Below are 16,246 nucleotides of genomic sequence, written 5' to 3' on the forward strand. Positions count from 1 at the left end.
CCCAGGCGACGAGCGGAGACGCTTGCGTTCCCTCGTTGCGGTGCGCGCATCACCTCCCAGAAGGAAAGCGCTTGCCGCCGACGTTAAACACTCCGCGCGTCCGCGTCAACACACTCGAGAAGTTCTGGGGAACCGCGGCAACCTCTTGGGGCGCCCCAGACGACTATGGCGATGAAGGCTCCCCGCACCGGCGCCCCTACCCTGCCCCGGTGCGGGGGGTCTGCCAACGTTCAGGCCCCCGCGAGACGGGCCGCGTACAGGATGCCGCCCAGCAGGTGGGCGCGGAACTCCGGCTCGGCGAACGACTCGACGGTGTGGCCGAGCGCGGTGTAGAAGCAACGGCCGTCATCGATGTCGTGGCACCAGGCGAGCGGATGCGGCTCCCCCATGCGGGCGCCCTCGTAGCTGGACTCGTCCACGGTCAGCAGCACCCGGACGCGCGCGCTTGGAGCGGACGCGAAGTCGTACCACTCGTCGGTGCGCGTCCACGTCCGTCCCAGGTGGGCCGTGGCGGGATGGTCGTGGTGCTGGACGAGCATCGTGGCGGGCTGCACGTGCGGGTGGTGCGCGAACCGCGCCCCCACCAGCTCGCCGTAGAAGGGCCAGTCGTACTCGGCGTCGGCGGCGGCGTGCACGCCCGCGAAACCGCCCCCGCCCCGCACGTAGGACTCCAGCGCCCGCCGGTGCGCGTCGGCGAACAGCTCCCCCGTGGTGCTGAGGAACACCAGCGCCCGGTAGCGGGCCAGGATGTCGGGTGAGAACAGCACGGTGTCGTCGGTGACGTCCACCGTGAAGCCGTTGCGGGCGCCCAGTTCGCGGACGGCCTCGGCCCCCGCGGGGATCGAGTCGTGACGGTAGCCGGTGGTCTTGGCGAACACGAGCACCCTGGGCATGGCGCCTCCCGTCACTGCGCGGACCGGCAGTCCCGGCCGTTGAGCGTGAACCGGCCGGGACGTCCGTTCCCGCCGTCCTGGCGGCCGATGAACCCGAACTCCACGACGCCGCGCGGCGGGATGGTGCGGTTCCAGCCGGCCGCGGTCACCTCCACGTCGGAGCCCTGCTGGCGCTGCGCGCCGTTCCACAGCTGGGCGACCTGCTGCCCGTCGGGAAACGACCAGGCCAGCCGCCATCCGTCCAGCGGCGCGTCCGCCAGGTTGGTGACGCGCACCCGCGCCTGGAAGCCGTCCGGCCACTCGCCGACGACGTCGTACGACACGGCGCACTCGCCGGCCCCGGACGACGACGTGCCGCGACCGGGCGCCGGCCCCGCCGCCCCTCCGCCGGAGGACTCGGGGGACAGCGCGACGAGCAGCAGGGCGAGCAGGCCGAGCGCGCCCACCACGCCGCCGACGACCAGCAGCAGCGGCCTGCGGGCGCCGCCGCCGGGAGACGGCGCCGGCGGGGGGTCGGGGTCGTCCAGGACACGCGTGTGGTGGTCGCGCGCCGGGCCGTGCGGCGGCGGCGCGGTGGTCGCCCCGACGACGGCGTCCTGCGGGATCCCGGCGGCCGCGCGCAGCACCGCGGCGACCTCGGCCGCCGACGGCCGCGCCTCGGGCCGCTCGTCCACGCACCGCCGCCACAAACGCTCGACCTGCTCCGGCGCGCCCTGCGCAGGCTCGTCGCCGGCCAGGGACTCGCGGAGCAGAACGCCCAGGGAGTACACGTCGGCGGCGGGGGTCGGCGCGGCGCCGCCCAGCAGCTCGGGCGCGACGTAGGCGGGGGTGCCGAGCACCGGGCCGGCGCCGTCCGGCCGCCCGCCGGCCGGGGCGGTGAACGCGATGCCGAAGTCGAGGATCTTCGCGCCGGTCGCGGTCAGCAGCACGTTGCCGGGCTTGACGTCCCGGTGGACCACGCCCGCGGCGTGCGCGGCGGCCAGCGCGTCCGCCAGCTGCGCGCCCAGCACCGCGGCCTCCCGCCACGGCAGCGGGCCGCGGGCCAGCCGCGTCGCCAGGCTCTCGCCGTCCAGCAGCTCCATCACCACGTACGGCAGGCGTTCGCCGTCCGGCAGGTCCGCCTCGCCGTAGTCGTAGACGCCGGTGATGTGCGGGTGGGTCAGGCTCGCGGCGGCCTTGGCCTCCTCGTGCAGCCGCGGGGTCAGCTCCCGCGGCCAGCCGTCGCGCGGCAGCTTGACCGCCACCGGCCGGTCGAGGACCAGGTCGACGGCGCGCCACACCGTCGCCATGCCACCCGAGCCGACGGGCGCCACCAGCTGGTAGCGCCCGCCCAGACGGCCCCCGGGGATCTGCGACATGCCTGGCAGCTTATTCGGCCGGTCCCCGGGGGCGCCTGTCCGCTCTTGCAGGGGTCATGGTCCAGGGGTCATGGTCCAGGGGTCATGGGCTAGGAGGTCATGCAGTGGGTGTCCAGGCCGCTGACGGCGCTGGACGTCTTGGCGGTGAAGCCGAACGTGGTGGACGCGCCGGCCGCCAGCGAGCCGTTCCAGGAGGCGTTGGCGACCTCCACGTCCGCCCCGGTCTGGGTGTAGGAGCCGCTCCACAGGCCGTCGACGGTGCCGCCGTTGGCGAACGTCCAGTGCACCCGCCAGCCGTTGATCGGGACGGTGCCGGAGTTGGTGACCTTCACCTCGCCCTGGAACCCGCCGTTCCACGAGCTCACCGTGCGGAACGAGGCGGTGCACACCGCGCCGGGCTGCTGCGTGGGCGGGTCGGTCGGCGTGGTCGGCGGGGTCGTGGGACCGCCGTTGCCCGAGCCGATTCCGGTGACCTCGCCGTTGCCGCCGTCGAACACCACGTCGGAGCAGTTGTAGAACGTCTCCTGGCTGTCGGAGCGCTGCCACACCGAGTAGATCAGGTGCCGGCCGCTCTTGCCCGACGGCAGCCGCGCGTTCCAGTAGTAGTACGCGCTCTCGCTGCCCGGCGACCCGACGCTCGGCGGGTCGGTGACCGAGTCGAACGGCTGCTCCTCAAGGTCGTCCCAGGTCAGCGGGCGCGTGGGGCTCCAGCTGTCCTTGGTGATGTACGACCGGAAGGTGCCCGGGTGCGCGGCCCACTTGTTGTAGCGCATCTGGATCTGCGCGCCGGACGTCAGGTGCGTGACCGGCCAGTCGTTGCGCGGCAGGTCGAAGCCGCTGAAGTCGTACACCTTCGCGTCGCCGCTGCACAGCTTGCCGTCGGGGATGAAGCCGCGCATGCGCCCGGCGCCGTCCGAGCGCAGCACCGCGAACCAGTTGTAGAGGGAGTTGGTGCCGCTCTGCGCGACCGCGGCGGCGCAGGCGGGGTTCTTGGGCTGGATCGCGCCGGTCGAGGTCAGCCCGTCCTTCCAGCACAGGTACGTGCGGCTCCCCGGAACCATCATCGCGCCGTGCGCCGACGCCGGGGCGGCCGTCAACACGGATCCGAACACGGCCGCCGCCGCTCCGAGCGCTCCTCCGGCGAGCACCGCCCGCCGCCGCTGACTCATCGAAACGCCTCCGTTCTCCGCCCCTGATGGTGGCCTCTGGCCGTCGCCGGACGGCGACGTCCGTCGCGCTGGAACGTAACCGGCGCCGACGGGTCGGGTGAACGGCTCTTTCACGCTTTCATGGGTTCACTAGACTGGTCGAAAGCGCTTTCCACCTGGCGGGGGGTCAGATGGTCACTCTGGAGGACGTGGCGCGGCACGCGGGGGTCTCCCTCGCCACCGCCTCGCGGGTGCTCAACGGCAGCAACCGGCGGGTGGGGGCGGCCCTCCGGCAGCGCGTGGAGCTGGCGGCGGCCGAGCTCGGCTACGAGCCGGACGTCACCGCGCAGGCGCTGGCCCGGGGGTCCAGCAACGTCATCGGACTGGTCGTGCACGCGCTGACCGACCCCTACTTCGCGGCGCTGGCCGAGGGCGCCATGCGCGCCGCCGACCGGCACGGGCTGACGGTGATGGTCGGCACCACGCACCGCGACCCGGAGCGCGAGATCGCGGTGGTGTCCACGCTGCGGGTGCAGCGGGTCCGCGCGATCGTGCTGGCGGGCTCGCGCACCAGCGACGACACGATCACCAAGCGGCTGGCGGCCGAGCTGGCCCGCTACCGCGACTCCGGCGGGCGGGTGGCGTGCGTCGGCCAGGACCTGCTCGGCGTCGACACCGTCGCCCCCGCCAACCGGGAGGGCGCGGCGGCCCTGGCCCGGTCGCTGGCCGGACTGGGCCACCGCCGCTTCGCCGTGCTGGCCGGTCCGCCCGGCCTGCTCACCGCCGCCGACCGCACCGCCGGATTCACGGCGGCGCTGGCCGACCTCGGCCTCCCCGCCCCCCGCGTGCTCCACGGCGACTTCGACCGCGACGGCGGCTACGCGGCCGCGGCGGAGCTGGCCGGCTCCGGCCTCGGCGACGTGTCCTGCGTGTTCGCCGTCAACGACGTCATGGCCCTGGGCGCCCTGGCCGCCCTGCGCGACCGCGACGTCGACGTTCCCGGCGACGTCTCGGTGGCCGGCTTCGACGACATCGCCACCCTCCGCGACCTGGTGCCCGCCCTGACCACCGTGCGCCTGCCCCTGACGGAGATGGGAGAGCGGGCGCTCGACCTGGCCCTCTCCGACACCCCCGAACCCACCACCGAGCAGATCACCGCCGAGGTCATCCTCCGCACCAGCACCCGCCGGGTCTGAACGGGCCCGGCGCCTTGGAGGGCTCGTCTCCCGCCGCCGCGGGATCGTGCCCCGATACGGGACGCGAACGCCTCGGGCTCGGAACCGGACGGGTTCCGAGCCCTGGGATCGAGGCGGCGCTCCGGCCTGCGGGAGGTGCGGCCGGGGGCGGGGTGCTTGCTGCGGCCTTGAGGCCGCAGGGGGTGGGTCAGGGGTAGTTGGGGTTGTTGGCGTCGGGGATCTCGATGCTGATCGGCAGGTCCCCGCCGGACAGGACGAGCAGGGCCGCCAGGCGGAGGATCTCGTCGAAGGCCCAGTAGAACTTCTGCAGGGCCCCCGGCGCCTGCTCCATCGAGAGCAGTCCCTCGCGGACGGCGACGAAGGGCTCCCAGAGGGTCTCGAAGACGCCGTCCCACAGCGGTTCCCTGGGGATCTTCAGCCAGTTGGCGATCTCGTCACCGAGCACGTAGCGGGTGAGCGAACCGAGGATGGGCTTGGTGACGTACCTGAGGGGGCCGCCCGGGACGATCGTGGCGAGGTTGAGCAGGATGTCGGCCAGCTTGATGCCCTCGGGCGTCGGGGCCAGGATCGGGTTCAGGACCTGCCTGGCCTGGGCGTTGGCCTCGTCCCACGAGCTGGGGATGTACTCGTCCCTGATGCCGAGCATGTGCGCGCACAGCTGCCACGAGTGCAGGAACGCCTCGGACTCGGCGGCGGGGATCGGCACCTTCCACTTGACCAGGTTCTGCATGACGGTCGTGGGCAGGCTGTGCCAGGTGACCATCATGTCCGCCTGGCTGATCGGGATCGTCTCCTCGGCGACCTTGTTCCAGTGCGGGGACTTCGGCAGCAGGTGGCGTACGCCGGCGTGCGCCAGCCGGGTCTTGACGCAGGTCACGATCATCTCGCCGTCGGGCCTGTAGGCGTTCGACGACCCGATGTCGTATCCGAGCTTGGCGGTCTTGGTGATGCGGTCGCGCATGTCCGCGCCGCCCTTGGAGTAGTAGACCGCGCGCGCCTCCCTGGGGATGACCGTGCTCATCATCCCGCTGGCGAAGCCGTAGGTGACGCCGAGGTAGAGGCCCCGCTTCTCGTTGAAGTCGACCGCGGTGGCGAGCTTGCCCTGGTCGGCCCAGGCCGGCATCCGGCGGGCGCGTTCCATGAAGTCCCGCAGGTCCGCCGGCAGGTCGCTGGGCAGCGGCTGGCCGTTCTTGGTCCACTTGCGCAGTGCCCTGTTGGCCTTGGCGACGTCCCCCCGGTCGATGATCGAGGCGACGAGTTCATCGGCCTCCGGGTCCCACACCCACCGCGGGTCGGCGCCTTCTCCGGCGCCCGCCACCGAGCCCTTGGGCGACCACGTCCACAGTGAGCCCGCCTGCGCGGGCGCGGCGACGCTGAGCGCGCCGACTGCGCCCAGCGTCCCGCCCGCCATCAACACGTTGCGCCTGCTGGGATTCTCCATGCCTTGCTCCTCCTCGGGGCCGAGAGCCGTTCTGATACGGTGATACGTGGTTCGTATCTGCGTATCATCGACGGCATGTCCAATACAGCACACTGTGGCGGCCGCCACAAGACCCGAACGTGAGGGAGGCTGTCGGAGGGTGAGGCAGAATCAGGCGACTCAGGAGGAGCCCATGGAACCTGCGTTGTCCGCCCTCATGACGGCCTCGGGCGCGGAGTCGTTGCTCGAACGCGCGTACATCGACGCCGTCGAACAGGTCGACGACATGGACGAGACCCGCGCACAGATACTGGACGCCGCGTACGAGCAGTTCTGCCGGATGGGCGTCCAGCGCTCCACCATGGAGGACGTGGCCCGGCGGGCGGGGGTCTCGCGGATCACGGTCTACCGGCGGTTCGCCACGAAGAACGCGCTGGTCGAACATGTCGTGCGGCGGGAGTTCCGCCGGTACTTCGACCAGTTCCTGCGCGACATCCAGCAGGCCGAGACCGCCGCCGACCGGGTGGTGCTGGGCTTTGTGAGCTCGTTGCGCGCCATCCGGAGCAACCCGCTGATCGGCGGTCTGATCGCCACGGAACCGGACCTGCTCGTGCCCTCCATGATCAATGACGGGGGGCGCACCCTCGCCACCGTGCGGCAGTTCGTCGCGGGCCAGCTCCGCCAGGAGCAACGCGCGGGCAACGTGTCGAGCGACCTGGACGCCGACCTCGTGGCGGAGATGATGGTCCGGATCTCCGCCTCGTTCCTGGGGATCCCCAGCCACCTCGTCGACCTCGACGACGACGAGCAGCTGGCCATGGTGGCCCGGCGGTTCCTCGTGCCCATGCTGGAACCGCCGGCTCCCCTGGCCGATCGCGAATAGCCCGTCGCCCTCTCAGCCTTTCGGCGTCAGGGCGACGGGCGGGAGACCGTGGGTCAGGGCGCGTCGACGACGACGGCGCCGGCGGTGCTCCGGGTCGCGGCCAGGCTCGCGTAGTTGGATTCGACGGCGGCGCGCTCGGAGGCGTTGGGGGTGGCGTTGGTGCAGGTCACGCCGCCGGTCGAGCCGGACATGAGGGACGAGCACGGGCCGGGCTTGCGGTCGGGCAGGCCGAGGCTGTGGCCGAGCTCGTGGGCGGCGATGCGGGTGGTGTTGTAGCCCTCGTTCACCGCCTGCCGTCCGAACCACACGGTGACCTGGCCGCCGGGGCGGACGGGGCCGAGCGTGGCGCGGGGCCATCCGTCGTCGGCGATGACGCGGATCTGGGCGCGGGTGCCCGCGGGGGCCTTGACCAGGCGGACGTTCTGGACGCTGGAGTTCCACGACTGGGCGCCGGCGGCGACCGCGCTCTTGAACTCCGCGGCCTGGCTGTCGTCGTAGTACAGCGTGGTCACGGCGAGGGACGGGGCGGCGCCGGCCGCGGGGGCGAGGGTGAGGGACAGGGCGATCGCGCCGGCACCGACGAGGGTGCGCGCGACGGTGCGATGCAGCATGGCGGGGGCCTTCCTGTGTCGGAACGGTGCTGCCGCAAGGTCGGCCCGAGCGTATTTGCCATGCCTTTACTCAACAAGTGGCGTCATTTACTGAAAAGTCCGGAGTCGTCTGGCAGCTGTTCGAGAACGCCGTAACGGGACCGGAGATGACGCCGGAAGGCGGCCGGTGCCACGGAGGGGTGCGGCACCGGCCGCCGGGGTTCAGGCGAGGGCGGGGGCGATCAGGGTGGCGAAGCGTTCCTTCATCGTCGCCAGCACCGTGTCCGGGTCGGCGGCCCAGACGTCGGCATTGAAGATCTCGACTTCGATGTCGCCGTCGTAGCCGGTGGCGGTGACGGCCTCCGTCAGCGGGGTGAAGCCGATGACGCCGTCGCCCATCATGGCGCGGCCCAGCAGCACGTCCTGCGGGAGCGGGTGCAGCTGGTCGCACACCTGGTAGCTGGCGACGCGGCCCTCCGCGCCCGCACGGGCGATCTGGTCGTAGACCTCGGGGTCCCACCAGATGTGGAAGGTGTCGACCACGACCCCGACCTGGTCGGCCGGGTGGGGGGACGCCAGGTCGAGCGCCTGCTTCAGCGTGGACAGCACCGCGCGGTCGGCGCAGTACATCGGGTGCAGCGGCTCCAGCGCCAGGCGGACGCCGCGTTCGGCGGCGTAGGGCGCCAGCTCCTCCAGCGCTTCGGCCACGCGCGCGCGGGCGGCCCCCAGGTCGCGGGAGACGCCGTCGCCCAGCGGCTCCCCCGGGACGACGCCCGGCAGGCCGCCGACCACCAGCACCAGGCAGGCCGCGTCGAGTTCGGCCGCCTCGTCGATGGCGCGGCGGTTGTCGTCCAGCCCGGAGCCCCCGGTCAGGAAGCCGCCCCGGCACAGCGACGAGACGCGCAGGCCCGCGTCGCGGACGAGCTTGGCGGTGGCGGCGAGGCCGTGCTCGGCGACGGGCTCGCGCCACAGGCCGATGGCCTCGATGCCGTGGCGCCGGCAGCCGTCCACGGCATCGGGCACCGACCAGCGCCGGGTCGTCCACTGGTTCAGCGACAGCCGGCTCATGCGTCCACCCCGTGGACGGCCAGCAGCGCGCGCATGCGGCGGACGGCCAGGTCGGGGTCGGGCAGCAGGCCCGCGGCGTCGGCCAGGCGGAACACCTCGGCCAGGTGGACGACGGAGCGGGCGCTCTGCGCGCCGTTCACCATTGTGAACGCCTCCTGGTGCCCGGCGAGCCAGGCCAGGAACACGATGCCGGTCTTGTAGTTGTAGGTGGGCGTCTCGAAGATCTTGCGCGACAGCGGCACCGTCGGCCCGAAGATCTCGGCGTAGGCGGCGGTGTCGCCCGCGTCCAGCGCGTGCAGGGCGGCGGCGGCCGCGGGCGCGATCGCGTCGAAGATGCCCAGCAGCGCGTCGCTGCCGGACGCGATGAGGTCGGGGTAGTTGAAGTCGTCGCCGGTGTAGAGGCGGACGCCGTCGGGCAGCCCGGCGCGGATCTCGATCTCCCGGTCGGCGTCCAGCAGGGACACCTTGACGCCGTCGACACGGGACGCGTGCTCGCGCACCAGGTCGAGGAAGTGGCCGATGGCCTTGTCCAGGTCGTCCGAACCCCAGTAGCCCGCCAGGTTCGGGTCGAACATCTCCCCCAGCCAGTGCAGGATCACCGGGCGGTCGGCCTGCTCCAGCAGGCGGCCGTAGACGGCGCGGTAGTCCTCGGGACGGCCGGCGGCGATCCGGGCGAGCTGACGGCTCGCCATGATGATCACTCCGGCGCCGGCGTCCCGGACGACCTCGATCTGCTCCTCGTAGGCGGCGACGACGTCGTCCAGCGTGGCCGCGTCGGGCCGGTGGTCGGTGCCCGCGCCGCAGGCCACCAGCTCGGCCGGGTCGCCGTGCGCCCCGGCCTCGGCGGCGCTGCGGCGGATCAGCTGGCGGGTGGCGTCCCAGTCCAGGCCCATGTTGCGCTGGGCGGTGTCCATCGCGTCGGCCACGCGCAGCCCGAGCGACCACAGGTGACGGCGGAAGCGCAGCGTGGCGTCCCAGTCCACGGTCGCGGGGACGCCGGGGCCGTTGTCGGCGCGCGGGTCCGCCACGACGTGCCCGGCGGCATAGGCGATGCGGGACGACGGCGGCCCGGACGGCGTCCGCCAGGCGCGCGGCTCGCCCGGGGAGTACGGCTCCAGACGGCCGTCCGCGGTCGGCAGTTTCAACGTGTTCGGCGTGATCATGAGGCTCACTCCTCGCCGAGGTCGATCGGGTCCAGCTCGACGCGGCGTCCCTCGGCGGACGACAGCAGGCCCGCCTCGGCGAGCTGCACGCCGCGCGCGCCGGCCGCGAAGTCGTGCGGGAACGGGGCGTCCTCGACGACGTGCCGGACGAACATCTCCCACTGCACCTTGAAGCCGTTGTCGAAGTCCTCGTTGTCGGGGACCTCCTGCCACTGCTCGCGGAACCTCTCGGTGGCGGGCAGGTCGGGGTTCCACACCGGCTTGGGCGTCATCGCGCGGTGCTGGACGCGGCAGCGGCGCAGCCCCGCGATGGCGCTGCCCTCGGTGCCGTCCACCTGGAACTCCACCAGCTCGTCGCGGAACACCCGTGTGGTCCACGACGAGTTGATCTGCGCGACGACGCCGCCGGCGAGTTCGAAGATGCCGTAGGCGGCGTCGTCGGCGGTGGCGTCGTAGGGCGAGCGGCTCTCGTCCCAGCGGCGCGGCACGTGGGTGACCGCGCGGGCCGTCACCGCCTCCACCCGCCCGAACAGGTTCTCCATCACGTAGTGCCAGTGCGGGAACATGTCGAGCACGATGCCGCCGCCGTCCTCGACGCGGTAGTTCCAGCTGGGCCGCTGGGCGTCCTGCCAGTCGCCCTCGAACACCCAGTAGCCGAACTCGCCGCGCACCGACAGCACGCGGCCGAAGAAGCCGCCGTCGATGAGCCGCTTGAGCTTGCGCAGGCCCGGCAGGAACAGCTTGTCCTGGACGACGCCGTTCTTGACGCCGGCCGCCTGCGCCGTCTTGGCCAGCGTGATGGCGTCCTCGAGGGACTCGGCGGTGGGCTTCTCGGCGTAGACGTGCTTGCCCGCCTCGATCGCCCGGGTGACCGCGCCGACGCGGGCGGAGGTGACCTGGGCGTCGAAGTAGATCTCGGTGTCGGGGTCGGCGAGGGCGGCGTCCAGGTCGGTGGTCCAGTCGGCGATGTCGTGCCGTCCGGCCAGCTCGCGCAGCTTGCCGGCGTTGCGGCCGACAAGGATCGGCCGCAGCCGGACGCGGCCGCCGCCGGTGAGCGGGACGCCGCCCGCCTCGTTGATCGCCAGAACGGAACGCAGCAGGTGCTGGCGGTAGCCCATGCGGCCGGTCACGCCGTTCATCACCACGCCGAGGGTGCGTACGGTCATCGTTCTCCTTGGGGCCGGAGGAAAAATGAAGTAAGCGCTTTCCCGCACCCTAGGCCGGAAAGCGCTTACTCTCAAGTGCCCTGGTCAGCGCACCCCGTAGAGGTGCTCGAGCGCGAGCTGGTCCAGCCGCTCGAACGCCGCGCCGCGCGCCGCCAGGGCCTCGACGTCCGGGGTGAACTCGCGCACCGACCGCCAGTCCTCGCCCTCGGCCAGCGTCGGGGTGCCCAGCTCGTCCACACGGGCCGCGCGCAGCGCCTCCCCCACCTCGGGGTCGGCCCGGAACGCCCGGACCTTCTCCCGCAGGATCAGCCAGTTGCGCATGCAGCCGCGCGCCGACTCCCACACGCCCTCGTCGTCCTCGGTGCGCGGCGGCTTGAAGTCGAAGTGGATCGGCCCGTCGTAGTCGCTGCCCTCGATCAGGTCGACGACCCAGAACGCGCCGCGCGCGTTGCCGGCCCCGAACCGCAGGTCCTGGTCGTAGCGCGGGCCGTTCTGCCCGTTCAGGTCGATGTGGAACAGCTTGCCGTGCCACAGCGCCTGGGCCAGCCCGTGCGCGTAGTTCAGCCCGGCCATCTCCTCGTGCCCGACCTCGGGGTTGAGGCCGACCAGCTCGGAGTGCTCCAGCTCCTCGATGAACGCCAGCGCGTGCCCGACGGTCGGCAGCAGGATGTCGCCGCGCGGCTCGTTGGGCTTGGGCTCGATCGCGAACCGCAGGTCGTAGCCCTTGTCCAGGACGTAGGCGCCGAGGATGTCGAACGCCTCCTTGTAACGGTCCAGCGCGGCCCGCACGTCCTTGGCCGCCCCGGACTCGGCGCCCTCCCGGCCGCCCCAGCACACGTACACCCGGGCGCCCAGCTCGGCGGCCAGGTCGATGTTGTCCATCACCTTGCGCAGCGCGAACCGGCGCACGTCGCGGTCGTTGGCGGTGAACGCCCCGTCCTTGAAGATCGGGTGGCCGAACAGGTTCGTCGTCGCCGTCGTCACGACCAGGCCGGTCTCGTCCAGCGCCTTGCGGAACGCGCCGATCCGCTCGTCGCGCTCGGCCGCGGTCGCCTCGAACGCGAACACGTCGTTGTCGTGGAAGTTGACGCCGTACGCGCCGATCTCGGCCAGCTTGCGCACGGCCCGCTCGGCGGGCATCGGCGGCCGCGTGCCGGGGCCGAACACGTCGACGCCCTGCCAGCCCACCGTCCAGATCCCGAACGAGAACTTGTCCTCCGGGCGCGGGGTGAAGCGCTCCTCGGTCACGAATTCCTCCTCATGCGTTGCCGTTGCGGTGGGATCACCAGGTCGCGGTGGCGTCGCGCAGCACGCCGTAGCGGGCCCGGACGGACTCGGCCGCCGCCGCGTCGCCGGGGGCGGCCTCGTGCTCGCTGGCGGGACGGTCGGGCCAGGCGGGCGGTTCGGGCGTCCCGGCCAGCGCCCAGGCGGCCTGCCGGGCGGCGCCGAGCGCCACGTACTCGGCCGGTTCGGGGACGGTGACGGGCGTGCCGAGGATCGCGGGCGCCAGCGCCCGCACGGCCGCCGACCGCGCGCCGCCGCCGATCAGCAGCGTGCGCCGCGGCCGCACGCCCTGCGCGGCCAGGTGGTCGACGGCGTCGGCCAGCGAGCACAGCAGCGCCTCGACGGCCGCCCGCGCGATGTTCTCGCGGGTGGCGTTGGACGTGGTCAGCCCGGACAGCACGCCGGTGGCGTCCGGGCGGTCGGGGGTGCGCTCGCCGTCCAGGTACGGCAGCAGCGTCAGCCCGCCCGCCCCCGGCTCGGCCGCCAGCGCCAGGCGCGACAGCTCGTCCAGGTCGGCGCCCACCATGGCGGCGGCCGAGGTCAGGACGCGCGCGGCGTTCAGCGTGCACACCAGTGGCAGGAACCGTCCGGTCGCGTCGGCGAATCCGGCGACCAGCCCGGACGGGTCCCCGGCGGGACGGTCGGCGACCGCGTACGCCGTGCCGGACGTGCCGATCGACAGCACGACGTCGCCCGTGCGCAGGCCGAGGCCGAGCGCGGCGCCCATGTTGTCGCCGGTGCCGGGGCCGATGCGCGCGCCCCAGGCCGTCTCGCCGACCGTCTCCCCCGGCGCCGCCACGCGGGGCAGGCCGGGCTCGTGGCCGAGCGCCGCCGCCGCGATCTCCGGCAGGTAGCGGCCCTCGGCGGGCGACCAGTACCCGGTGCCGGACGCGTCGCCGCGGTCGGTGACGTGCCCGGCGGCGCCGAGCCTCCAGGTCAGCCAGTCGTGCGGGAGCAGCACGGCGGCGGTGCGGGCGGCGTTGTCCGGCTCCCGCTCGGCCATCCAGCGCAGCTTGGTGACGGTGAACGAGGCGACCGGCACCAAGCCCGTCCGCTCGGCCCAGGTCTTGGCGCCGCCCAGCTCGTCGACCAGCGCGCGGGCCTGCGGCGCCGAGCGGGTGTCGTTCCACAGCAGGGCGGGGCGGACCACCTCGCCGCCCTCGTCCAGCGCCACCATGCCGTGCTGCTGCGCGGCCACCGCCACGGCGTCGGCGCGTTCCAGCAGCTCGCGGGCCTGGTCGAGGGCATGGCTCCAGTGCCGCGGGTGGCATTCGGTACCGTCGGGGTGGGGCGCGGAGATCTGGTCGACGATCCGGCCGTCCTCCGCCCGGCAGAGCACGACCTTCGTGGACTGTGTGGAGGAGTCGATCCCGGCGACGAGCATGGTCCTCCTCGGAGGGGTTCGCGAAAGCTTTCGGCGATGACCCCGAAGAACTTTCGAAACGCTTCGACTGCGTGCAGCCTACGACGCCTGTGACCCCCGGCACAACGGACGCCCGCCCCCGCCGGACACCGCGCGACGCACCCGGCCGCAACCGGCCCGGTCAACCCGTACCCCGGAGGTGGACGATCGAAGCGGACGACGAACCGGCCGCGGATCTGTCACGGGGCGGAAGGGGCGTGCCGCCATACGGGCCACCCGAGGAGATGGCGTCCCCCGGCCGGACGCCGTGACGCGCGGGATCCCACCGGCGATTCAGCCGAGGACGATGTCCGCGACGGTCTCCTCGCCCGGCCGGACGGTCACGCGGGTGACCCGGCCGCTCCCGCGGGCGTCCGGGCACCGCGCGGTGAGGTCGTAGGTGGCGCGCGGCAGCGGCCAGCGGTAACGGCCGTCGGCGTCCGACAGGACGGCCATCTCGGGAACGGGCGGACGCGGCCGGGACGTCGCCTCCGGCACCACAGCACAACCGGCCACCGGTGCACCGGACCGTGTCAGCACACGCCCCGTGACCACCCCTGACCGCGGGGAGGCCGGACCCGTGTCCGGCGGTGGATCGTCACTGGAACGCGAGGCGTCCGCTCCGATCGGCGCGCCGGTCATGCAGGCCGCCGTCAGCGTCACGGCCGTCAGCAGCCGATGTCGTCTCATGGCCTCGATTCAACGACGTGAGCCGGGGCTCCGGCGTCGCCCGACACCGAAGCCCCGACGTCCTCACGGGAAGATGACCGCGTCATGCACTCCAGCTGACGTAGTTGTTGAACGCGGGTTCGGTGATGCGGGTGCCGCGGTTGTAGGCCGAGCCGCCATAGACGCCGTAGGCGTGGACGGCGATCCCGCAGTTGGCACCGCAACCCGGAATGGTCACCGCCGAGCCGCTCTGCCCGCCGGCGGTGTCGATGGAGTAGAACAGCTGCCGCGTCGCCGACGAGGCGATCGGACCCGACATCTGCCACATGGTGTTGGCCGGCTTGTCGCCCGGGTACCCGGTGATGTTGGCCTGCGTTCCGTCGTAGGAGGCGGCCTGCCAGCGCAGCCCGTGCCAGCCGGTGGTGTTGCCGATGCTGCAGTTCAGCTTGATCGCGCCGTAGTCGTACTCCGGGTTCTGGTCGTTGATCCAGCCGTTCACCGAGTAGGCAGTAGCCCAGCCGCACGAGCCGTAGGGCGTCGACGAGCCGTTGCGTCCCGGCCAGAACACGAAGTTGCTGCTCCAGCCGTGCGTGCTCCCCTCATGGAAGTACACGCAGTGCCCCGCGGTGGCGACGGTGTCGGCGTCGTAGAGCCACGCGGTGCAGCCGTAGGTGAGGCCGTTGGGCGCGGTGAACGTCAGCTTCCCGGCGACCGTGTAGGGATAGGTGGTGGTCGCCGTCACCTGCGTCCGCTCATCGGTGCCGATGACGCTCTGGGTGGTGAAGTCCCCGCCGAGCATCTTCACATTCTTGGGGAACTTGCGCGAGAAGCTGACGCCGTCGGCGTCGGCGAGATCTCCCGTGCCGCGGAAGCCGCTGGACGAGTTCGCGGTCGCCTTGGCCACGGGCGCCTGGCCGACGGACGTCCTGCCGCTGCTGGACCTGGCCACCGGCGTGTCGGCACTCGCCGCGGCCACCTTACGGTCCGGCGTCGCCGTGGCCGCGGCGCCGGCCGCGGGCAGCCCGAACGTCACCGTGCCGAGCGAAGCCGCGGCAGCGGCCACGACCACGGTTCTTCTCCAGCGCCGCACGGCGCCGCCGAGGGGGTTGTTCATGCGCAATTCGCCTTTCACCAGTACGGCCATTCATGGCCGCACCGAGGGGTAAGACCAGGTCACGGCACAATTCACGAATCCGCCGCGCTGGTCACTGGCCGTCTCCGGGAGATGGTCGGACAGCCGGACGGGAACTGCTGTGGCACCACAAGAGGGATTCGAAGATGGACTCTGTTTCCCGGCGACGTCGACGCCCCTATATATAGGCACCTTTAAAGAGACGAGTCATCTCCCTGACCTGATGTGGTCAACAGCCCCCACCCCGTCCGACACCCCCAGCGGAACCTGCGCCAAGCCCCTGAACTGGCCCTACAGCACCCCACCGAACCACCCCCCGAGACCACCACACCGCCAGTCAGCGCAATCCGAATATCCACGACGCGCCCATGACAAGAAGCGGACGTTGACAACGACAACAACGACCGCAAGAATCCTTCACCCCCGAAATTGGATCCCGCCCCCATATAACGCCGACACAAACCCAAACAACCGCCCCAACACCCCGACCACCCATAAATGTTCAGCCCCACCCACCCCCACCTTCCGCACCACCCACCAAACACACCGCCCCACACCCCCCAACCAGCCGACCCCAACCAGCCAGAAACACACCCCGCCACAAAACCTCAACACCGCGTGACAATCCCAAAACCAGCACGCCACTCAACCCCCCGCCAAAACCACCCATCCGCCGCACCACCAACCTCCACGCCGAACAGCGGATTCAAATCCCGCCAACTCCCACCAACCAGACACACACCCCGCCACAGAACCCCGGCAGCGCGTGACGGTGCCGGGGGACTGTACGGTTTTCGGTGTAACTCCTGATCAAGGAGTGACACCTGATGACGACAACTGAAGCGAAGGCGGACGCCGCAGTGGCCAAGTCCGA

The 16,246-nt window shown here is 72.2% G+C and carries 14 protein-coding genes; 2 read left to right on the plus strand and 12 right to left on the minus strand.

Annotation, left to right across the window (positions count from 1 at the left end):
- Positions 1–230 precede the first annotated feature (230 nt).
- From ABZ801_RS19775 to ABZ801_RS19785, 3 genes are all read right to left on the minus strand, one after another.
- Positions 231–893, minus strand: coding sequence for a ThuA domain-containing protein (locus ABZ801_RS19775; protein WP_360699502.1), 663 nt, complete (start codon positions 891–893; stop codon positions 231–233).
- A gap of 11 nt (positions 894–904) precedes the next feature.
- On the minus strand, positions 905–2,251 hold the full coding sequence (locus ABZ801_RS19780) for a cellulose binding domain-containing protein (RefSeq protein ID WP_360699504.1): 1,347 nt from the start codon (positions 2,249–2,251) through the stop codon (positions 905–907).
- Between the two features lie 89 nt (positions 2,252–2,340).
- Positions 2,341–3,420, minus strand: coding sequence for a lytic polysaccharide monooxygenase (locus ABZ801_RS19785; RefSeq protein WP_344956069.1), 1,080 nt, complete (start codon positions 3,418–3,420; stop codon positions 2,341–2,343).
- 170 nt (positions 3,421–3,590) lie between these two features.
- Between ABZ801_RS19785 and ABZ801_RS19790 the strand changes: the two genes are divergently transcribed.
- Entirely contained in the window at positions 3,591–4,595 is a 1,005-nt protein-coding gene (locus ABZ801_RS19790) for a LacI family DNA-binding transcriptional regulator (protein WP_344956070.1), read from the plus strand.
- 187 nt (positions 4,596–4,782) lie between these two features.
- Here the strand turns inward: ABZ801_RS19790 and ABZ801_RS19795 are convergent, their stop codons facing one another.
- Positions 4,783–6,036 carry an oxygenase MpaB family protein gene (locus ABZ801_RS19795; protein WP_344956072.1) on the minus strand — a complete coding sequence of 418 codons (1,254 nt, stop codon included), beginning with the start codon at positions 6,034–6,036 and terminating at the stop codon, positions 4,783–4,785.
- A gap of 172 nt (positions 6,037–6,208) precedes the next feature.
- Between ABZ801_RS19795 and ABZ801_RS19800 the strand changes: the two genes are divergently transcribed.
- The gene (locus ABZ801_RS19800) at positions 6,209–6,898 is read left to right on the plus strand and encodes a helix-turn-helix domain-containing protein (RefSeq protein WP_360699507.1); all 690 of its coding nucleotides are present in this window, start codon (positions 6,209–6,211) and stop codon (positions 6,896–6,898) included.
- 53 nt (positions 6,899–6,951) lie between these two features.
- On the opposite strand, the gene ABZ801_RS19805 is transcribed toward ABZ801_RS19800, so the two are convergent.
- From ABZ801_RS19805 to ABZ801_RS19840, 8 genes are all read right to left on the minus strand, one after another.
- Positions 6,952–7,509 (minus strand): snapalysin family zinc-dependent metalloprotease, encoded by a 558-nt coding sequence (locus tag ABZ801_RS19805; protein ID WP_344956075.1) that lies wholly within the window; start codon positions 7,507–7,509, stop codon positions 6,952–6,954.
- 201 nt (positions 7,510–7,710) lie between these two features.
- Positions 7,711–8,556 (minus strand): sugar phosphate isomerase/epimerase family protein, encoded by an 846-nt coding sequence (locus ABZ801_RS19810; RefSeq protein ID WP_360699510.1) that lies wholly within the window; start codon positions 8,554–8,556, stop codon positions 7,711–7,713.
- Entirely contained in the window at positions 8,553–9,719 is a 1,167-nt protein-coding gene (locus ABZ801_RS19815; RefSeq protein WP_344956079.1) for a dihydrodipicolinate synthase family protein, read from the minus strand. Before ABZ801_RS19815 ends, ABZ801_RS19810 begins: the two co-directional genes overlap by 4 nt.
- A gap of 5 nt (positions 9,720–9,724) precedes the next feature.
- Positions 9,725–10,885, minus strand: coding sequence for a Gfo/Idh/MocA family oxidoreductase (locus ABZ801_RS19820; protein ID WP_344956081.1), 1,161 nt, complete (start codon positions 10,883–10,885; stop codon positions 9,725–9,727).
- A gap of 84 nt (positions 10,886–10,969) precedes the next feature.
- A complete protein-coding gene (xylA, locus tag ABZ801_RS19825; protein WP_360699512.1) occupies positions 10,970–12,133 on the minus strand; it encodes a xylose isomerase in 1,164 nt (387 codons plus the stop codon).
- A 34-nt stretch (positions 12,134–12,167) separates the two neighbouring features.
- Complete coding sequence (gene xylB, locus ABZ801_RS19830) at positions 12,168–13,553, minus strand: xylulokinase (protein WP_360699514.1); 1,386 nt, start codon at positions 13,551–13,553, stop codon at positions 12,168–12,170.
- A 312-nt stretch (positions 13,554–13,865) separates the two neighbouring features.
- Positions 13,866–14,261 (minus strand): carboxypeptidase-like regulatory domain-containing protein, encoded by a 396-nt coding sequence (locus ABZ801_RS19835; RefSeq protein ID WP_360699516.1) that lies wholly within the window; start codon positions 14,259–14,261, stop codon positions 13,866–13,868.
- 82 nt (positions 14,262–14,343) lie between these two features.
- Positions 14,344–15,354, minus strand: a complete 1,011-nt coding sequence (locus ABZ801_RS19840; RefSeq protein ID WP_360699518.1) for a serine protease — start codon at positions 15,352–15,354, stop codon at positions 14,344–14,346.
- Positions 15,355–16,246: the final 892 nt, after the last annotated feature.

Source organism: Actinomadura sp. NPDC047616, assembly GCF_040642915.1.
GTDB classification, from domain to species: Bacteria; Actinomycetota; Actinomycetes; order Streptosporangiales; family Streptosporangiaceae; genus Spirillospora; species Spirillospora miaoliensis.